The sequence below is a fragment of the Streptomyces sp. NPDC022552 genome (assembly GCF_055561875.1).
In genome coordinates this window covers 120,004-137,967 of the sequence record NZ_JBVHGJ010000016.1, presented here as the reverse complement: position 1 = coordinate 137,967, position 17,964 = coordinate 120,004, and the positions used below count along the sequence as shown (strand labels likewise).

The 17,964-nt window shown below is 70.4% G+C and carries 20 protein-coding genes; 19 read left to right on the top strand and 1 reads right to left on the bottom strand.

What is annotated here, in order from left to right:
• The first annotated feature begins 60 nt into the window (after positions 1-60).
• The 13 genes from rplS (at position 61) to ACZ3OF_RS31235 (ending at position 10,215) form a co-directional block, all read left to right on the top strand.
• Positions 61-411, top strand: a complete 351-nt coding sequence (gene rplS / locus ACZ3OF_RS31295) for a 50S ribosomal protein L19 (protein ID WP_356894105.1) — start codon at positions 61-63, stop codon at positions 409-411.
• Positions 412-482: 71 nt separating this feature from the next.
• Positions 483-1,244: a signal peptidase I gene (gene lepB / locus ACZ3OF_RS31290; protein ID WP_467308134.1), complete on the top strand. Its 762-nt coding sequence runs from the start codon at positions 483-485 to the stop codon at positions 1,242-1,244.
• Positions 1,237-2,259, top strand: a complete 1,023-nt coding sequence (gene lepB / locus ACZ3OF_RS31285) for a signal peptidase I (RefSeq protein ID WP_361679018.1) — start codon at positions 1,237-1,239, stop codon at positions 2,257-2,259. Before lepB (ACZ3OF_RS31290) ends, lepB (ACZ3OF_RS31285) begins: the two co-directional genes overlap by 8 nt.
• A complete protein-coding gene (gene lepB / locus ACZ3OF_RS31280; RefSeq protein ID WP_361679101.1) occupies positions 2,210-3,163 on the top strand; it encodes a signal peptidase I in 954 nt (317 codons plus the stop codon). The genes lepB (ACZ3OF_RS31285) and lepB (ACZ3OF_RS31280) overlap by 50 nt, the downstream gene beginning before the upstream one ends.
• 63 nt (positions 3,164-3,226) lie before the next feature.
• On the top strand, positions 3,227-3,988 hold the full coding sequence (gene lepB / locus ACZ3OF_RS31275; RefSeq protein WP_361679015.1) for a signal peptidase I: 762 nt from the start codon (positions 3,227-3,229) through the stop codon (positions 3,986-3,988).
• A gap of 65 nt (positions 3,989-4,053) precedes the next feature.
• Positions 4,054-4,530 (top strand): NUDIX hydrolase, encoded by a 477-nt coding sequence (locus ACZ3OF_RS31270; protein WP_467308200.1) that lies wholly within the window; start codon positions 4,054-4,056, stop codon positions 4,528-4,530.
• A 55-nt stretch (positions 4,531-4,585) separates the two neighbouring features.
• Positions 4,586-4,894 carry a DUF2469 domain-containing protein gene (locus tag ACZ3OF_RS31265; protein ID WP_005311352.1) on the top strand — a complete coding sequence of 103 codons (309 nt, stop codon included), beginning with the start codon at positions 4,586-4,588 and terminating at the stop codon, positions 4,892-4,894.
• 125 nt (positions 4,895-5,019) lie between these two features.
• Positions 5,020-5,430 (top strand): YraN family protein, encoded by a 411-nt coding sequence (locus ACZ3OF_RS31260; protein ID WP_467308131.1) that lies wholly within the window; start codon positions 5,020-5,022, stop codon positions 5,428-5,430.
• Positions 5,430-7,043, top strand: a complete 1,614-nt coding sequence (locus ACZ3OF_RS31255) for a YifB family Mg chelatase-like AAA ATPase (protein WP_361679009.1) — start codon at positions 5,430-5,432, stop codon at positions 7,041-7,043. The genes ACZ3OF_RS31260 and ACZ3OF_RS31255 overlap by 1 nt, the downstream gene beginning before the upstream one ends.
• On the top strand, positions 7,040-8,206 hold the full coding sequence (gene dprA / locus ACZ3OF_RS31250; RefSeq protein ID WP_467308127.1) for a DNA-processing protein DprA: 1,167 nt from the start codon (positions 7,040-7,042) through the stop codon (positions 8,204-8,206). Before ACZ3OF_RS31255 ends, dprA begins: the two co-directional genes overlap by 4 nt.
• Before the next feature lie 239 nt (positions 8,207-8,445).
• Complete coding sequence (whiG, locus tag ACZ3OF_RS31245) at positions 8,446-9,282, top strand: RNA polymerase sigma factor WhiG (protein ID WP_361603659.1); 837 nt, start codon at positions 8,446-8,448, stop codon at positions 9,280-9,282.
• A gap of 53 nt (positions 9,283-9,335) precedes the next feature.
• Positions 9,336-9,893: a TetR/AcrR family transcriptional regulator gene (locus tag ACZ3OF_RS31240; RefSeq protein ID WP_361679095.1), complete on the top strand. Its 558-nt coding sequence runs from the start codon at positions 9,336-9,338 to the stop codon at positions 9,891-9,893.
• A 28-nt stretch (positions 9,894-9,921) separates the two neighbouring features.
• Positions 9,922-10,215 (top strand): hypothetical protein, encoded by a 294-nt coding sequence (locus ACZ3OF_RS31235; protein WP_467308125.1) that lies wholly within the window; start codon positions 9,922-9,924, stop codon positions 10,213-10,215.
• Here the strand turns inward: ACZ3OF_RS31235 and ACZ3OF_RS31230 are convergent.
• Entirely contained in the window at positions 10,182-10,676 is a 495-nt protein-coding gene (locus ACZ3OF_RS31230) for a M23 family metallopeptidase (protein ID WP_361679000.1), read from the bottom strand. The genes ACZ3OF_RS31235 and ACZ3OF_RS31230 overlap by 34 nt on opposite strands.
• Before the next feature lie 255 nt (positions 10,677-10,931).
• Here ACZ3OF_RS31230 and rpsB point away from each other — a divergent pair, with 255 nt between their 5' ends.
• The 6 genes from rpsB (at position 10,932) to ACZ3OF_RS31200 (ending at position 17,831) form a co-directional block, all read left to right on the top strand.
• Complete coding sequence (gene rpsB, locus ACZ3OF_RS31225) at positions 10,932-11,837, top strand: 30S ribosomal protein S2 (RefSeq protein WP_361434476.1); 906 nt, start codon at positions 10,932-10,934, stop codon at positions 11,835-11,837.
• A 123-nt stretch (positions 11,838-11,960) separates the two neighbouring features.
• Entirely contained in the window at positions 11,961-12,797 is an 837-nt protein-coding gene (gene tsf / locus ACZ3OF_RS31220) for a translation elongation factor Ts (protein ID WP_361434475.1), read from the top strand.
• 158 nt (positions 12,798-12,955) lie between these two features.
• Entirely contained in the window at positions 12,956-13,720 is a 765-nt protein-coding gene (gene pyrH / locus ACZ3OF_RS31215; protein WP_352191873.1) for a UMP kinase, read from the top strand.
• A gap of 100 nt (positions 13,721-13,820) precedes the next feature.
• Positions 13,821-14,378 (top strand): ribosome recycling factor, encoded by a 558-nt coding sequence (frr, locus tag ACZ3OF_RS31210; RefSeq protein ID WP_158990977.1) that lies wholly within the window; start codon positions 13,821-13,823, stop codon positions 14,376-14,378.
• Positions 14,378-15,463 (top strand): phosphatidate cytidylyltransferase, encoded by a 1,086-nt coding sequence (locus tag ACZ3OF_RS31205; protein ID WP_361678997.1) that lies wholly within the window; start codon positions 14,378-14,380, stop codon positions 15,461-15,463. The genes frr and ACZ3OF_RS31205 overlap by 1 nt, the downstream gene beginning before the upstream one ends.
• 151 nt (positions 15,464-15,614) lie before the next feature.
• On the top strand, positions 15,615-17,831 hold the full coding sequence (locus ACZ3OF_RS31200) for a P-loop NTPase fold protein (protein WP_467308121.1): 2,217 nt from the start codon (positions 15,615-15,617) through the stop codon (positions 17,829-17,831).
• Positions 17,832-17,964: the final 133 nt, after the last annotated feature.

Below are 17,964 nucleotides of genomic sequence, written 5' to 3'. Positions count from 1 at the left end.
CATCGTCTTCTTCGAACGTTCCGCTGATGACCTGTGGCATCAGCGAGGAAAGAGACCACCATGGCCTCCCTGCTCGACTCGGTCAACGCGGCTTCGCTCCGCACCGACCTCCCCGCCTTCCGTCCCGGCGACACCGTGAACGTCCACGTGCGCGTCATCGAGGGCAACCGCTCCCGTATCCAGCAGTTCAAGGGCGTTGTCATCCGCCGCCAGGGCTCGGGCGTCAGCGAGACCTTCACGGTCCGCAAGGTCTCGTTCTCCGTCGGCGTCGAGCGCACCTTCCCGGTGAACAGCCCGATCTTCGAGAAGATCGAGCTCGTCAGCCGCGGTGACGTCCGTCGCGCCAAGCTCTACTACCTGCGTGAGCTGCGCGGCAAGGCCGCCAAGATCAAGGAGAAGCGCGACAACTGAGCTCCGGCTCACCGATCGCGCGGGGCTTCGGAGCACTGACCCACAGGGCGGCCGGATAGGCTCTGCCCTCGATGGACACCGAAGCACAGCACACGGAGCGCGACCGCTCCTCCGAGACGGAGGAGCGGTCGCGCTCCGCGCGTATGTCCGGACCGGTGCGGTCCGGCTGGTCCTGGCGCCGTACGGGCGTCCTCGGCGGCGTCTTCCTCCTCTTCCCGCTGCTCCTGAGCCACTTCGTCCTGCAGCCGTTCCTGATCCCCAGCCGTTCGATGGAGCCGACGCTCCAGGTCGGGGACCGGATCCTCGTGAACAAGCTGGCGTACCGTTTCGGCGATCAGCCGCGCCGCGGGGACGTCGTCGTCTTCGACGGCACCGGGTCCTTCCTCCAGGAGGCCCCCGAGGAGAACCCGGTCACCGGGCTCCTGCACGGCACCGCCGCGGCCCTCGGCCTCGCCGAGCCGGCCGAGACCGACTTCGTGAAGCGGGTCGTGGGCGTCGGCGGCGACCGTGTCGTCTGCTGCGACCAGAACGGCCGGCTCACCGTCAACGGCGTGCCCGTCGAGGAGTGGTACGTCCAGATGGGTGACGCACCCTCCAAGGTCTCCTTCGACATCGTCGTACCTCAGGGCACCCTGTGGGTGATGGGCGACCACCGCAGCCAGTCGAGCGACTCCCGCGACCACCTCGGTCAGCCGGGCGGCGGTGTGGTGCCCGTCGAGCAGGTGATCGGCCGCGCGGACTGGATCGGCTGGCCCTTCGGCCGCTGGTCCGGTGTGCCGGAGACCGGCGCCTTCGACTCCGTACCCGCTCCCGCGGCGGGTGGCCATGGGTAACCGGGGGAGGGCGGCCGGGCACCGCGCCGAGACACCCCTGCCCACCGGAACGCGACCCACGGACGCAGGCCGTCCGCTGCCCGGGCGGGCGGAGCGGCGCAAGCTCGCCCGCAAGGTCAAACGCCGGCGCCAGCGCTCCGCCGTCAAGGAGATCCCGCTCCTCGTCATGGTCGCCGTGCTGATCGCGCTCGTCCTGAAGACCTTCCTGGTCCAGGCGTTCGTCATCCCGTCCGGCTCCATGGAACAGACGATCCGGATCGACGACCGGGTCGTGGTCGACAAACTCACGCCCTGGTTCGGCTCCACACCGCAGCGCGGTGACGTCGTCGTCTTCAAGGACCCCGGCAACTGGCTCCAGGACGCCGCGCCGCCCACCGACGATCCCGTGGGCGTCAAGCAGGTCAAGCAGGCCCTGACCTTCATCGGGCTGCTGCCGTCGGCCGACGAACAGGACCTGATCAAGCGGGTGGTGGCGGTCGGCGGCGACACCGTCGCCTGCTGCGACAAGGACGGCCGGGTCACGGTCAACGGCGTACCGCTGGACGAGCCGTACCTGCACCCGGGGAACGAACCCTCGAAGATCAGGTTCAAGGTGACGGTGCCTCAGGGCCGGATCTTCGTGCTGGGCGACCACCGCTCGGACTCCGCCGACTCGCGCTTCCACCTCGACGAGAAGGACCGGGGGACCATCTCCGTGGACGACGTCGTCGGCCGGGCGGTCGGCATCGTCTGGCCCGTGAGCCACTGGCGTCGTCTGGAGGAGCCGGACACGTTTGCGGCCGTACCGGACGGTCGTTCGGGCGCTGTGACCGCGGACGGTGTGTCGCATAGTGTGTCTTCGCGGAATCTGAACGGATTGCCCTGGCTCCCGACCCCTGCGGAACTCCCGCTCGTTATGGGAGTGGTGGGCCTGTCCCTGTTCTGGGGCGGGCATGTGCACGGACTGAGGAGTGGATGTGGGGGATGTGGCCGTCGGCGCACGATCCGGACACGACGATCCCGAGGAGCGGCCTGACCGGCTCGGCGAGTCGTCGGTGGCCATGAGGGATGACTCCGGCGGCCGGTCGGACGCCGACCCCGGGGACGGCGCGGACGACGCCGGCGGTACCGGGCAGGGTGGCGAGTCCGGGGAGACCGAGGAGGCCGACGGTGCTCCGAAGAAGCCGCGTTCCTTCTGGAAGGAACTGCCGCTGCTGATCGGTATCGCCCTGATTCTCGCGCTGCTGATCAAGACCTTCCTGGTGCAGGCGTTCTCCATCCCCTCCGACTCGATGATGAACACGCTGCAGCGCGGCGACCGGGTCCTGGTGGACAAGCTGACCCCGTGGTTCGGCTCCGAGCCGGAGCGCGGCGAAGTCGTCGTCTTCCACGACCCGGGCGGCTGGCTGGAGGGTGAGCCCACCCCTGACCCGAACGTGCTCCAGGAGTTCCTCTCCTTCATCGGCCTGATGCCGTCCGCCGAGGAGAAGGACCTGATCAAGCGGGTCATCGCGGTCGGCGGCGACACGGTCTCCTGCAAGGAGGGCGGCAACGTCGTCCTCAATGGCAAGACGCTGGACGAGACCTCGTACATCTACCCCGGCTCCTCGCCCTGCGGTGACAAGCCCTTCGGGCCGATCACCGTCCCCAAGGACAGCATCTGGGTGATGGGCGACAACCGCCAGAACTCGCTGGACTCCCGGTACCACCAGAACCTCGCCGGCGGCGGCACCGTCCCGACCGACCAGGTCGTCGGCCGCGCGGTCTTCGTGGCCTGGCCGGTCACCCGCTGGTCGACGCTGCCGGTGCCGGAGACCTTCGAGCAGCCGGGGCTCAGCCAGGCGCTGGCCGTGGCCCCGGGCGCGGCGGGTCTGGCCGGAGCGCTGCCGCTGGTCCTGTGGCGCAGGAAGAGGCTCACGGCTCGGCATACCGCCGAGTAGTGACGCCCGGGTAGGGTGCCGTCCCAGATCGTCGAACCGACCTTCGAGGTGGGGAGCGCTGGGATGAGCGGAACCATACGTACGGAAGGCGGCCGCGGCCGCCTCGGCAGCGTGCTGTCGGGGCTGGTCGTGGCCGTCGGCTGTGTGCTCTTCCTCGGCGGCTTCGCCTGGGGAGCCGTGGTCTACCAGCCGTACAGCGTGCCCAGCGACTCGATGACGCCGGCTCTGGCCGTCGGGTCGAAGGTCCTCGCACAGCGGATCGACGGCGACGAGGTACGGCGCGGCGACATCGTGATCTTCAACGACCCGCTGTGGGGCGACGTGCCCATGGTCAAGCGGGTCGTCGGCGTCGGTGGTGACACCGTCGTCTGCTGCGACAAGGACGGGCGGCTCACGATCGACGGCAAGGCGATCGAGGAGCCCTACACCCGGCCCGGCGCCCCGGCCTCGGGGCAGAAGTTCTCGGCGACCGTGCCCGAGGGGAAGCTCTTCCTGCTCGGCGACGAGCGGCACAACTCCCTGGACTCCCGGACCCATCTGGAGGAGGCCGGCCAGGGCTCCGTACCGAGCTCCGCGGTCACGGCCCGGGTCGACGCCGTCGCCTGGCCCGACACGGACCTCGTGGAGCGCCCCACGGCCTTCGCGGCGCTGCCGGGCGGGATCTCGGAGCGCGGGCCGGTGGAGCCGCTCTTCTACGCGATCGTCGGCGGGTGTGTACTGATCCTTGCGGGGGCCGCGTACGGCCCGGTGGCGCGGCTGGCGGGCCGGCGGTCCGGAATCCGCTCGGGAGACCGGTCGTCGGGCAGGGAGACGGTGGACGCGTGACGGGTACGGCGGGTTCGAGAGATGCGGCGGGTCCGGCCGGGCCGGGCGAGGCCGGCGGGCGGGAGCTGCGGCGGGTGGCGCGGGTCGTTCTGCTCGACCCGGACGACCGCATCCTCCTCATGCACGGGTACGAGCCCGACGACCCGGCGCAGACCTGGTGGTTCACGCCCGGCGGCGGCCTGGAGGGCGACGAGACCCGGGAGGAGGCGGCGCTGCGCGAGCTGGCCGAGGAGACCGGGATCACGGAGGTCGAACTCGGACCGGTCCTCTGGCAGCGGATCTGCTCCTTCCCGTTCGACGGGCGGCGCTGGGACCAGGACGAGTGGTACTACCTGGCACGAACCACCCAGACCGCGACGGCCCCGGGGGGCCTCACCGAGCTCGAGGAGCGCAGTGTCGCGGGGCTGAGGTGGTGGACCTCCGCCGAACTGTCGGCGGCGCGTGAGACGGTGTACCCGACCAGACTCGCCGAGCTGCTGCACAGGCTGCTCGACGAGGGACCGCCGAGTTCACCGGTGGTGCTCGCCCCGGAAATCGCTTAGCGGTGCGAGCGGCTGGCGCACAATAGGTGGACGCACGGCTGAAGGGGAACATGCCATGAGCGCCGAGGACCTCGAGAAGTACGAGACCGAGATGGAGCTGAAGCTCTACCGGGAGTACCGCGATGTCGTCGGGCTGTTCAAATATGTGATCGAGACCGAGCGTCGCTTCTACCTCACCAATGACTACGAGATGCAGGTGCATTCGGTCCAGGGCGAGGTGTTCTTCGAGGTCTCCATGGCCGATGCCTGGGTCTGGGACATGTACCGGCCGGCCAGATTCGTCAAGCAGGTCCGCGTTCTCACGTTCAAGGACGTGAACATCGAGGAGCTCAACAAGAGCGACCTGGAGCTTCCCGGCAGCTGATTTCCGGAGCTCCGTCACGTCGGCCACCCGGACGGGTGACGAGGTTCTCCACAGGCGCCCGGTTGTCCACCGGCCCGCACACGGAACGTGGCGAAGCGTCACAGTCGGTGCCGGAGGTGGTACCGATGAACGCACCGAGCGCATCGAACGCAACGAGCACGCCGAGCCGGACCAACGCGAGGAACGCCCTCGGGCAGTACGGCGAACAGCTCGCGGTCCGCAGGCTCACCGACGCCGGGATGAGCATCCTCGCGCGGAACTGGCGCTGCGGACGCACCGGAGAGATCGACATCGTCGCCCGGGACGGGACCACCGTCGTCGTCTGTGAGGTCAAGACCCGGCGCGAAGGCGCCTTCGAACACCCCATGGCCGCCGTCACCCCCGCCAAGACCGACCGGCTCAAACGCCTCGCGGCCTGCTGGCTCGACCGCCACGGCGGACCACCGCCCGACGGGGGCGTGCGCATCGACCTCGTCGGAGTCGTCCTGCCCCGTCGGGGCGCTCCCGTCGTCACTCACGCCCGGGGGGTGGCGTGATGGGATTCGCCCGCACCTGCTCCGTCGCCCTCGTCGGCGTCGAAGGCGTCGTCGTCGAGGTTCAGGCCGACCTGGAGGCCGGAGTCGCCGCCTTCACCCTGGTCGGACTGCCCGACAAGAGCCTCACCGAGAGCCGCGACCGCGTGAGGGCCGCCATCGTCAACTCCGACGCCGAGTGGCCCCAGAAGAAACTCACCGTCGGACTCAGCCCCGCCTCCGTCCCCAAGGGCGGATCCGGATTCGACCTCGCCGTCGCAGCCGCCGTACTCGGTGCCGCCGAGCGGATCGACCCCCGGGGCATCGCCGACCTCGTCCTCATCGGCGAACTCGGTCTCGACGGCCGCGTCCGGCCCGTGCGCGGCGTCCTGCCGGCCGTCCTGGCCGCCGCCGAAGCCGGGTACCGCCAGGTCGTCGTCCCCGAACAGACGGCCGGCGAAGCCGCCCTCGTCCCAGGAGTCTCCGTCCTCGGCGTCCGCAGCCTGCGCCAGCTCATCGCCGTCCTCTCCGACGAACCCGTCCCCGAGGAGGAACCCGCCGAGGCGGGCCGCCCCGACGCCATGCTCGCCGGACTCCTCGTCCCCGGCGCGGGTGTCGGCACCGGGCTCTCCGCCGACCCCCTCGACGGACCCGACCTCGCCGACGTCGCCGGACAGCACGGCGCCCGCCGCGCCCTGGAGGTCGCCGCCGCGGGCAGCCACCACCTGCTGCTCTCCGGACCGCCCGGGGCCGGAAAGACCATGCTCGCCGAACGGCTCCCCGGCATCCTGCCGCCCCTCACCCGACAGGAGTCCCTCGAAGTCACCGCCGTCCACTCCGTCGCCGGCATCCTCCCGCCCGGCGAACCCCTCGTCCGGCGCGCCCCCTACTGCGCGCCCCACCACTCCGCGACCATGCAGTCCCTCGTCGGCGGCGGCAACGGACTGCCGCGCCCCGGAGCCGTCTCCCTCGCCCACAGGGGAGTCCTCTTCCTCGACGAAGCGCCGGAATTCTCCGGGAAAGCGCTCGACGCCCTGCGGCAGCCACTCGAATCCGGGCACGTCGTCGTCGCCCGTGCCGCCGGAGTCGTCCGGCTCCCCGCCCGCTTCCTGCTCGCACTCGCCGCCAACCCCTGCCCCTGCGGGCGGCACACCCTGCACGGCGCCGGATGCGAGTGCCCCGCCTCCCTGATCCGCCGCTACCAGGCCCGGCTGTCCGGCCCGCTCCTCGACCGCATCGACCTCCGCGTGGAAGCCGAACCCGTCACCCGCTCCGACCTGCTCGGCCAGGGCGGACGCGGCGAATCCACCGCCACCGTCGCCGACCGCGTCCGCGAGGCACGCGCCCGCACCGCCGCCCGGCTCGCCGGCACCCCCTGGACCGTCAACAGCGAGGTTCCGGGCCACGAACTGCGCACCCGCTTCCTGGTCGGTCCCGGAGCCCTCGCGGCGGCGGAGCGGGACATCGAGCGCGGACTGCTCACCGCCCGAGGCCTCGACCGGGTCCTGCGCGTCGCCTGGACCGTCGCCGACCTCGTCGGCCACGACCGGCCCGACGCCCAGGACGTCGGCCTCGCCCTCGAACTGCGTACCGGCATTGCCCGTGGCGTACCGGTCGGAGCGGGGAGCCTCGCATGACGTCCGACGACGAGCGCCTCGCCCGCGCCGCCCTCACCCGCGTCGCCGAGCCCGGCGACACCCACGCCGGCCGCTGGCTCAGGCAGTACGGAGCCACGGGGTTCCTGGAGCGGCTCCGGGCCGACCCCGCCGGGAACCCGGAGACAAGCCCCTTCCCCGGCACCGGGGAGAAACGGGTCGACGGGTGGCGTCGACGGGCCGCCACGGTGGAACCGCGGTCGGACCTCGACGCCGCCGAGCGACACGGCTGCCGGCTCGTCGTCCCCGGCGACACGGAATGGCCCCGGCAGCTCGACGACCTCGGCGACGCCCGCCCCGTCGGGCTCTGGATCAGGGGCCCCGCCGACCTGCGGACCTGGGCGCTGCGCTCCGTCGCCGTCGTCGGCGCCCGCGCATGCACCCCCTACGGCGCCCACATGGCCACCACGCTTGCCTCCGGACTCGCCGAACAGGGCTGGGTCGTCGTCTCCGGCGCCGCCTTCGGCATCGACGGCGCCGCCCACAGAGGGGCCCTCGCCGCCCAGGGCGCCACCGTGGCCGTCCTCGCCTGCGGCGTCGACATCCCCTATCCCCGTGGCCATGCGGGACTCATCGGACGCATCGCCGAACAAGGCGTGGTCATCGGCGAGTTACCACCCGGCAGTCACCCCACACCCAGCAGATTCATCCTTCGTAACCGGGTCATCGCCGCCCTCACCCGCGGCACCGTCGTCGTCGAGGCCGAGTACAGAAGCGGCTCCCTCGTCACCGCCCGTGCCGCCGCACGGCTCGGCCGCCACACCATGGGCGTGCCCGGCGCCGTCACCAGCGGTCTCTCCGCGGGCGTCCACGAACTCCTGCGCGGTGAGGCCACCCTCGTCACCGATGCCGCCGAAGTGATCGAACTCGTCGGTGACATGGGTCAACTCGCCCCGGCCCGACGTGGCCCCGTCCTGCCCCGGGACCTCCTCGGCCCCGACACCGTCCGTGTCCTGGAAGCGATGCCCGCGGGCAGACCCACACCCCTGAGAGCGATCGGCGAACGGGCCGGCGCGTCCACCGACGACACCCTCGCCCGACTGTACGAACTGCACTCCTTGGGGTTCGTCGAACGGCAAGGAGATGACTGGCAGTTGACGAACAGCCCCACGGAAGGGGCGAACCTGCGGCGAGGCGGTCCTTGACCTGGAGCATTCGGGTGAAATGGTGATGGTGATGAACCAGCCAGTTCTCCCGGCCGCACCCCAGCGGCCGAAACGCGCCACCACTCGGGTTCGAAAGCGTGGCCGAGGGCGTCCACCCGGAGCGGCGCGATCCGCAGAGGTTCGCACACCGCGACGGTCCAGTCACGCTACGCTCACCAGGATTCCCTGCCGGACACCCAGACCGACCAACCCGCCAGCAGAACGGCTCAAGGCAACGCATGCCCCAGCACACCTCCGGGTCTGACCGCGCTGCGGTGCCCCCAGCAGCCCGGGGCACCGTGCGACCGCCCGCACCGACATCGCTCGACGAGCTGTGGCGGTCGTACAAGGACACGGGCGACGAGCGGCTGCGGGAACAGCTGATCCTGCACTACTCGCCGCTGGTGAAGTACGTCGCGGGCCGCGTCAGCGTGGGGCTGCCCTCCAACGTGGAACAGGCCGACTTCGTCTCCTCCGGAGTCTTCGGGCTGATCGACGCCATCGAGAAGTTCGACGTCGAGCGGTCGATCAAGTTCGAGACGTACGCGATCACCCGCATCCGGGGCGCGATGATCGACGAGCTCCGCGCCCTGGACTGGATCCCCCGCTCCGTACGGCAGAAGGCGCGCAACGTCGAGCGCGCCTACGCCACCCTCGAGGCCAAGCTCCGCCGGACCCCGACCGAGAGCGAGGTCGCGGCCGAGATGGATATCGGCCTGGAGGAACTGCACGCGGTTTTCAGCCAGTTGTCCCTCGCGAACGTCGTCGCCCTGGAGGAGCTGCTCCACGCGGGCGGCGAAGGCGGCGACCGGCTGTCGCTCATGGACACCCTGGAGGACACCGCCGCCGACAACCCGGTCGAGGTCGCCGAGGACCGCGAGCTGCGCAGGCTGCTCGCCCGCGCCATCAACACCCTCCCCGAGCGCGAGAAGACCGTCGTCACGCTCTACTACTACGAGGGCCTCACCCTCGCCGAGATCGGCCAGGTCCTCGGCGTCACCGAGAGCCGCGTCAGTCAGATCCACACCAAGTCCGTCCTCCAGCTGCGAGCCAAGCTGGCCGATGTAGGACGCTGACGGCGGGCGGCCGGTCGTATGGTGGAGCCGTGCCCAGGATTCGAGCGGCCTCCGTGGCCGAGCACCGGACGATGCAGCGCGGCGCCCTGCTGGACGCCGCGCGTTCCCTGCTGTCCGAGGGCGGTACGGAGGCGCTGACCTTCCCCGCCCTCGCCGAGCGCACGGGCCTGGCCCGCTCCTCGGTGTACGAGTACTTCCGCTCCCGCGCGGCCGTGGTCGAGGAGCTGTGCGCCGTCGACTTCCCCGTCTGGGCGGCCGAGGTCGAGACGGCGATGGCGTCCGCCGACACCGCCGAGGGCAAGGTCGAGGCGTACGTACGCAAGCAGCTGGAGCTCGTGGGGGACCGGCGCCACCGGGCGGTCGTCGCGATCTCCGCGAGCGAGCTCGACGACGGCGCCCGCGAGAAGATCCGCGCCGCCCACGGCGGCCTCGTCGCCATGATCGTCGAGGCCCTCGCCGACCTGGGCCAGCCCCAGCCCCGCCTGGGCGCGATGCTCCTCCAGGGCGTCGTGGACGCGGCCGTACGCCGTATCGAGCTGGGAGCGGCCGAGGACCCGGAGACCATCGCCGAGGCCGCTGTCGCCATGGCCCTCCGCGGCGCTGGCGGCTGACCGGCCCGGCCGGACGGCTTCCCGACCCGTGACGGACCTCGCCTCGTTCGCCTTCGTGCGCCACGTCGACGGCCTCCGCCACCTCTTCGAACGGGACGGCGAGCGCCACGGCCGGCCCGCGTACCGCCGCACGGACGGCCAGGTGTGGTGCCTCTGGGCGCCCGGCCTCGGCTGGCACTGCGAGATCGCCGACGGCCTCGTCACCGCCCATCCCGTGAACGGCACCGGCGACGAAGCCGAACCCCCGGCGACCGTGTGGCGCAGCTTCAAGGGCGACCGCTCCTATCTCTACGACCTGGTGACCACCGACGGCGGCGGCTGATCCGTCACCGGCAGCAGCCTGGACGGGCCCTCGCGCAGGAGCAGCAGGGGGTTCAGGTAGGCGTCGCCTCTCAGCAGGCCCCAGTGCAGGCAGGACTCCGGGCAGTGGGCGTTCTCCGGCGGCGGGGGTTCGAGCGTGGCGACCGGCGTGCCGCGGGTGACCGCGGTGCCCGCCGTGACGCTCGGGACAACCGGTTCGTACGTGGTCCGCAGGGGTGGCTCTCCGGTGCCCGGCAGGGTGATCGTGAGGACGCCGCGGCCGGCCACCCGGCCCGCGAACGTGACCACGCCCGATGCCGCCGCCCGGACCGGGCTGCCCACCGGGGCGGCCAGATCGAGCCCGCGGTGGCCGGCGGCGTACGGACCGGCCGGGGGTTCCCAGCCGCGGATGATCTCCGGGCGAGGCGGGCCCAGGGGCCACATCAGCGCCAGGGCCATAAGCAGGTGCGTCGTGAGGTGCATGGGGACACCGTCCCGCAGCCGCCCGATTCGCGTCGATCATGGTTGATATCTGTGGAATACCGGCCGGTTGTGGACAGCGCCGTCACCCGGCACCCCCGGGGTCCCGTACACTTCCTATGGCGATCCGGGTCACCGGGTCGACTTCGCACGCCCCGCCACACAACCCTCACCGGTCGTGGCAGCGCCTTTCGGTCCCTTGCGGCACGGCGCGTCGGGGTGTCAGGACATAACCGAGAAACACAAGGAGATACGGCCATGGCCGTCGTCACGATGCGGGAGCTGCTTGAGAGCGGCGTCCACTTCGGTCACCAGACCCGTCGCTGGAACCCGAAGATGAAGCGCTTCATCTTCACCGAGCGCAACGGCATCTACATCATCGACCTGCTCCAGTCGCTGTCGTACATCGACCGCGCCTACGAGTTCGTCAAGGAGACCGTCGCCCACGGCGGTTCCATCATGTTCGTCGGTACGAAGAAGCAGGCCCAGGAGGCCATCGCCGAGCAGGCGACGCGTGTCGGCATGCCGTACGTCAACCAGCGTTGGCTCGGTGGCATGCTCACCAACTTCTCCACCGTCTACAAGCGTCTGCAGCGCCTCAAGGAGCTCGAGCAGATCGACTTCGAGGACGTCGCCGCCTCGGGTCTCACCAAGAAGGAGCTCCTGGTCCTCTCGCGTGAGAAGGCCAAGCTGGAGAAGACCCTCGGTGGTATCCGCGAGATGCAGAAGGTGCCGAGCGCCGTCTGGATCGTCGACACCAAGAAGGAGCACATCGCCGTCGGTGAGGCGCGCAAGCTCCACATCCCGGTCGTCGCGATCCTCGACACCAACTGCGACCCCGACGAGGTCGACTACAAGATCCCGGGCAACGACGACGCGATCCGCTCCGTCACCCTGCTCACCCGCGTGATCGCCGACGCCGTCGCCGAGGGCCTCATCGCCCGCTCCGGCGCCGCGACCGGCGACTCGAAGCCGGGCGAGAAGGCCGCCGGCGAGCCGCTCGCCGAGTGGGAGCGCGACCTCCTCGAGGGCGAGAAGAAGGCTGACGAGGCCGAGGTCCAGACCTCCGCCGAGACCGAGAAGGTCGCCGACGCCGAGGCTGCCACGGCCACCGAGGCCACCGAGGCTGTCGAGGCTCCGGCCGCCGAGGCCGAGCAGGCCTGACCCACGACCCGACCTTCACAGGTCAGGTCCGGTTGGTTGTATCGGATGTCGACGGCGGGGGCGCGCGTTGCCCCCGCCGTCCACCCGTAGATCTTTCAGACTTCGAGAGAGAAACTCAGACTCATGGCGAACTACACCGCCGCTGACGTCAAGAAGCTCCGTGAGCTCACCGGCGCCGGCATGATGGACTGCAAGAAGGCTCTGGACGAGGCCGACGGCAACGTCGACAAGGCCGTCGAGGCCCTGCGCATCAAGGGCCAGAAGGGCGTCGCCAAGCGCGAGGGCCGCTCTGCCGAGAACGGCGCCGTCGTCTCCCTCATCGCCGACGACAACACCTCCGGTGTCCTCGTCGAGCTGAAGTGCGAGACGGACTTCGTCGCCAAGGGCGACAAGTTCCAGGCCGTCGCCAACGCGCTCGCCGCCCACGTCGCCGCCACCGCCCCGGCCGACCTGGAGGCGCTGCTCGCCTCCGAGATCGAGCCCGGCAAGACGGTCCAGGCGTACGTCGACGAGGCCAACGCCAACCTGGGCGAGAAGATCGTTCTCGACCGCTTCGCGCAGTACGCCGACGGCTTCGTCTCGGCCTACATGCACCGCACCATGCCCGACCTGCCCCCGCAGATCGGTGTTCTCGTCGAGTTCGACAAGGAGAACGCCGAGGTCGCGAAGGGTGTCGCGCAGCACATCGCCGCCTTCGCGCCGAAGTACCTCACCCGTGAGGACGTTCCGGCCGAGGTCGTCGAGACCGAGCGTCGCGTCGCCGAGGAGACCACCCGCGCCGAGGGCAAGCCCGAGGCCGCGCTCCCGAAGATCGTCGAGGGTCGCGTGAACGGCTTCTTCAAGGACGCCACGCTGCTCGGCCAGCCGTACGCGCTGGACAACAAGAAGTCCGTCCAGCAGATCCTGGACGAGGCCGGTGTCACCCTGAAGCGCTTCACGCGCATCAAGGTCGGCATCTGAGTCCGTACGCGACGGACACCGGGCCCGGGTAGGGTCTGAAGCAGTCGCCCACGCTCGCGTAGGACGACCGCAGTTCTGACGAGGAGGCCATTGCCGCAGGGGAAACCGCAAGGACCCACCGGCAATGGCCTTCGTCGTATGTGCACGAGGAGATCTCCATGAACCAGAGCGCCGTACAGGGCGACGACAACCACGGCAAAAAGGCCGGCCGCTTCATGCTGAAGCTGTCCGGTGAGGCATTCGCCGGAGGCGGCGGTCTCGGCGTCGACCCCGACGTCGTGCACAAGATCGCCCGCGAGATCGCCGCAGTCGTCCGCGACGGGGCGGAGATCGCGGTCGTGATCGGCGGCGGCAACTTCTTCCGCGGCGCCGAGCTGCAGGTACGCGGCATGGACCGGGCTCGCTCCGACTACATGGGCATGCTCGGCACCGTCATGAACTGCCTCGCCCTCCAGGACTTCCTGGAGAAGGAGGGCATCGACTCCCGCGTCCAGACCGCCATCACCATGGGCCAGGTCGCGGAGCCGTACATCCCGCTGCGGGCCGTACGCCACCTGGAGAAGGGCCGTGTGGTCATCTTCGGTGCCGGTATGGGCATGCCGTACTTCTCCACCGACACCACGGCCGCCCAGCGTGCCCTGGAGATCGACGCCGAGGCCCTGCTCATGGGCAAGAACGGCGTCGACGGGGTCTACGACTCCGACCCGAAGAAGAACCCGGACGCGGTGAAGTACGACGCGCTGGAGTACGGAGAGGTCATCTCCCGCGACCTCAAGGTCGCCGACGCCACCGCCATCACGCTGTGCCGCGACAACAAGCTGCCGATCCTCGTCTTCGAACTGCTCGCCGAGGGCAATATCGCGCGCGCGGTGAAGGGTGAGAAGATCGGCACTCTCGTGAACGACCAGGGCACCCGGGCCTGAGCCTCGGCTCGAACCGGGTACCTCCCCGCGAGGGGATGGACAGAGCCCTGCCGGTCGTACACCGTGCAGGACAAGACGCGACGACACGCAGGAGCAAGTGGTGATCGAAGAGACCCTCCTCGAGGCCGAGGAGAAGATGGAGAAGGCCGTCGTGGTCGCCAAGGAGGACTTCGCCGCGATCCGCACCGGGCGTGCGCACCCGGCGATGTTCAACAAGATCGTGGCGGACTACTACGGTGCGATCACGCCGATCAATCAGCTGGCGTCGTTCTCGGTTCCCGAGCCGCGCATGGCGGTCGTGACCCCGTTCGACAAGAGCGCGCTGCGCAACATCGAGCAGGCGATCCGTGACTCGGACCTCGGCGTCAACCCGAGCAACGACGGCAACATCATCCGTGTGGTGTTCCCGGAGCTGACCGAGGAGCGCCGCCGCGAGTACATCAAGGTCGCCAAGGGCAAGGCCGAGGACTCCAAGATCTCCATCCGGTCCGTCCGCCGCAAGGCCAAGGAGACCATCGACAAGCTGGTCAAGGACGGCGAGGTCGGCGAGGACGAGGGCCGCCGCGGCGAGAAGGAGCTCGACGACACCACCGCGAAGTACGTCGCGCAGGTGGACGAGCTGCTCAAGCACAAGGAAGCCGAGCTGCTCGAGGTCTGATGAACGACTCTTCCTGGAGGGCCCAGGCCGGTTCCGGCTACTGGGGGCCCGACCAGGGGCCTGCCCCGGCGGGTCCCGCATACGATGGGCTGCAGGCGGCGCAGACTCGGCCCATGCCCATCGTGCCCGACGTCCCCGCCGGCGATCACCAGGACGACCACGACCGGGGGGCCGCTCAGCCGAGCGGTCCCCTGTTCCGTGACGAGACGCCGAACGAGCACCCTCAGGAGCCCATGTCCAGCCCGTCCCAGCCTCCTGCCCCGCAGAAGAAGAGCGCGGGGCGCGATCTGGGCGCTGCCATAGGGGTCGGGGTCGGGCTCGGCGCGGTCATCATCGCGTCGCTCTTCATCTGGAAGGCCGCGTTCATCGGCGTCATAACGGTCGCCGTCGTGGTCGGTCTGTGGGAGCTCACCTCCCGCCTTCAGGAGCGCAAGGGCATCAAGGCGCCGCTCGTCCCGCTGGCGGTCGGCGGCGCGGCGATGGTCGTGGCCGGCTACGTCCGCGGCGCCGAGGGGGCCTGGGTCGCCATGGCCCTGACGGCGCTCGCGGTGCTCGTATGGCGGATGACGGAGCGGCCCGAGGGCTATCTGAAGGACGTCACGGCGGGCGTCTTCGCCGCGTTCTACGTGCCGTTCCTGGCGACGTTCGTGGCACTGATGCTCACGGCCGACGACGGTGCGGAGCGGGTGCTCACGTTCCTGCTGCTCACCGTCGTCAGCGACACCGGCGCCTATGCGATCGGCTGGCGTTTCGGCAAGCACAAGCTGGCTCCGCGGATCAGCCCCGGCAAGACCCGCGAGGGCCTGGTCGGAGCGGTGACGTTCGCGATGGCGGCGGGCGCGCTGTGCATGGAGTTCCTGATCGACGGCGGCTCGTGGTGGCAGGGCCTGCTGCTCGGCCTGGCCGTGGCGGCGAGCGCGACGCTCGGTGACCTCGGCGAGTCGATGATCAAGCGTGACCTCGGCATCAAGGACATGGGCACCTTGCTTCCGGGCCACGGCGGCATCATGGACCGCCTGGACTCGCTGCTGCCTACGGCGCCGGTGGTCTGGCTGCTGCTGGTGCTGTTCGTCGGTACGACCTGATCCACGTTTCCCCACGAGGGGCCCGTCGCTCACGAGCGACGGGCCCCTCGTGCGTCGGGCTCCTGGCCCGATGCCCGCGACCGCCGGACGGGGCCGCCTCGCGTGACCTACAGTCGCGGCGGACGGGGGCGACGGGACGCGGGGAGGATCGGTGGGGGAGCCGGGGGCAGCGGGAGCGGTCTGGAGCCGTCCCGAGGACGAGTCGATCTACCAGGACGCCGTCCGCAGACTGTTCCGCGAGGACGTCGTCCTCCGGGGATATCTGGGCCAGCGGTACGTCACGGGGATCGACGAGCAGCGTCTCGCCGCCGAATTCCACGGACCGTGGGTCGTCGAAAGGGTGCGGGCCTGGGGCGCCCGGGAGTACGACGACTACCAGAGCGCCGACGAGCAGTTCGACCAGGCCGTCTCCCGGTACGAACGCCTCGGTGCGGCCCGGCGGCTCGTCGCGCCGTTCTGGCTGGCGACGTTACGGATGCAGGCCGCGTTCCTGCGGCGCCGGTGGGAGGAGTGCCTGCCGGAGGCGCTCGCCGCCCAGGTACGGCCGACGCTCCGGCGCCTCATAGGGGAGCAGCACGACGATCTTCTCGTCACCCCCGACCTTCTGGGGCTCATCGAGGTCCACGACCCGAGGTACGTGGTCCCCCACCGGGAGTTGCAGGGCCTCGCCGCGAGAATGGCCCTGATGGCCGGCGGGACCATCGCGATATCGGGTCCGCGCGGCGTGGGGAAGTCCACGCTGCTCAAGTCGGTGACGCGGAACTGGGAACCGGACCATCTGGTGGTGCCGGTCGAGATTCCGGCCGCGTACGTCCCCCAGGAATTTCTGCTCTCGCTCTTTCAGCGGGTCTGCGAGGAGTTTCTCGCCCTGCACGGGCACGCGGTCGATTCCTCGTCGATGTTCCTGGTGAAGCTGCGGAAGCATCTGCTGAAGCGGCTGCGCCATCTGGCGCTGTTCTCGGTGCGTCTGCTGGTGGCCGGAACGCTGCTCGTCATCGCGCTCGCGCCGCTCGGCGGCATACTGCGCGAGGGGCTGGCAGGGGGGCCGGGGGAGCGGTTGGCGCAGGCGTGGCACGGCGTGTGGGGCTTCGTCACGGCGTTCTGGACCGATCATCCCGTCTCGGCCCGGCTGCCCCTCGGCCTCCTCGGTCTGGTCCTCCTGGTGTCGCTGCCGAGGTGGCAGAAGAGGTCCTCGCTGGTCAAGAGCTGCGTGCACTACCTGTACCTGCTCAGGACCATGCAGAGCACGAGCGTGGCCTCCGGGGCGGTGCTGACCCCGCTGACCGCCGGGACGCTGAGCGCCACGCGCACCACGACGCTCTCCTCGCGCACGCTGACGTTTCCGGAGCTGGTCGTCCACTTCCGGGGGCTCCTGGAGCGGATGACGAAGGAGGGGAACAGGGGCGCGGAGACCGGGGACAGACCGCGGCGGGTGCTGATCGTCATCGACGAGATCGACCGGATCGGAACCGCGGAACAGGCGCGCTCGCTCCTGACGGAGATCAAATCCGTCTTCGGGATTCCGCACGTCTACTTCCTCATCTCCGTGGCCGAGGACGTCGGCGCGGGATTCGTACGGCGAGGCATTCCGGTCCGTGACGTCATCGACAGTTCCCTGGACGACGTCATTCACATCGAACCGCGGACCCTGGACGAGTCGAACGAGATCATTCAGAACCGGGTGCCCGGCCTGACCCTCCCGTTCGTCGCGCTCGCCCACTGCCTCTCCGGCGGCATCACGCGGGACCTGATCCGCTGCACGCGCCGGATGGTCATGATTCCCGAACAGCTCGGGCCGGGAGAGGGGCGGCTGCGGCGCATCGCGGGGATGCTGCTGATCGAGGAGCTGAGGGAGACGCTGGCCGGATTCCGGGTGCTGATGGGCAGCGCGGAGAGCTCGCCGGACTGGGCGGCCCGCCTCGACGAGATCCGCTCGACGATCCTGCGGCTGCGGCCGGAGCCGTACGACGCGAACAGCGCGAACGACGCGAACAACCCGAACGACGCCGAGGCACCCAGGCCGGACGACGGCCACGACGCCGTCCGCGCGCGGGAGGCGGTCCAGCGGCTGTTCGACGCCGCGACGGCTGCCGGGGCCGGGGCCGGTACCGGGGGCCCGGACGACCGGCACGGGCACTGGGACGAGCTCACCGCGTACAGCGACTTCGTCCTGACGCTGATCGACTTCTTCACCGGGCGGGAGGAGTTTCCCGACGCCAGCGACATCCGGAGCGCCGGCCCCGACGGAGACCTCCAGCGCCTCGCCGAGGCCCGCCTCGAACTCGGCGTCTCACCGGCAGGAGCGCGCCTCCTGCTGGAGCGGTTCCGCAAGGCCTGGAGCATGCCGGGCGTCGGCACGGTCGGCTAGCGGGCCGCCGCGGTCGGCCATGTGGGACGCGGGCAAGGCCCCCAGCGTCCGTGTCGCCCTGCGTCGTCGGCGGCCGTCACGCAGGACGACCATGCCGCCATGCGGTGGACGGCCACGGCGGGTCCCGGCTCCT

Bases quoted from the DNA above. Each gene is read 5' to 3' on its own strand.
- pyrH (WP_352191873.1), top strand. From the start codon at position 12,956: ATGAACCAGAGCGCCGTACAGGGCGACGACAACCACGGCAAAAAGGCC.
- ACZ3OF_RS31230 (WP_361679000.1), bottom strand. From the start codon at position 10,676: ATGCACCTCACGACGCACCTGCTTATGGCCCTGGCGCTGATGTGGCCC.
- ACZ3OF_RS31205 (WP_361678997.1), top strand. From the start codon at position 14,378: ATGAACGACTCTTCCTGGAGGGCCCAGGCCGGTTCCGGCTACTGGGGG.
- dprA (WP_467308127.1), top strand. From the start codon at position 7,040: ATGACGTCCGACGACGAGCGCCTCGCCCGCGCCGCCCTCACCCGCGTC.
- lepB (WP_467308134.1), top strand. From the start codon at position 483: ATGGACACCGAAGCACAGCACACGGAGCGCGACCGCTCCTCCGAGACG.
- ACZ3OF_RS31255 (WP_361679009.1), top strand. From the start codon at position 5,430: ATGGGATTCGCCCGCACCTGCTCCGTCGCCCTCGTCGGCGTCGAAGGC.
- tsf (WP_361434475.1), top strand. From the start codon at position 11,961: ATGGCGAACTACACCGCCGCTGACGTCAAGAAGCTCCGTGAGCTCACC.
- lepB (WP_361679018.1), top strand. From the start codon at position 1,237: ATGGGTAACCGGGGGAGGGCGGCCGGGCACCGCGCCGAGACACCCCTG.
- whiG (WP_361603659.1), top strand. From the start codon at position 8,446: ATGCCCCAGCACACCTCCGGGTCTGACCGCGCTGCGGTGCCCCCAGCA.
- rplS (WP_356894105.1), top strand. From the start codon at position 61: ATGGCCTCCCTGCTCGACTCGGTCAACGCGGCTTCGCTCCGCACCGAC.
- rpsB (WP_361434476.1), top strand. From the start codon at position 10,932: ATGGCCGTCGTCACGATGCGGGAGCTGCTTGAGAGCGGCGTCCACTTC.
- ACZ3OF_RS31260 (WP_467308131.1), top strand. From the start codon at position 5,020: ATGAACGCACCGAGCGCATCGAACGCAACGAGCACGCCGAGCCGGACC.
- ACZ3OF_RS31265 (WP_005311352.1), top strand. From the start codon at position 4,586: ATGAGCGCCGAGGACCTCGAGAAGTACGAGACCGAGATGGAGCTGAAG.
- lepB (WP_361679015.1), top strand. From the start codon at position 3,227: ATGAGCGGAACCATACGTACGGAAGGCGGCCGCGGCCGCCTCGGCAGC.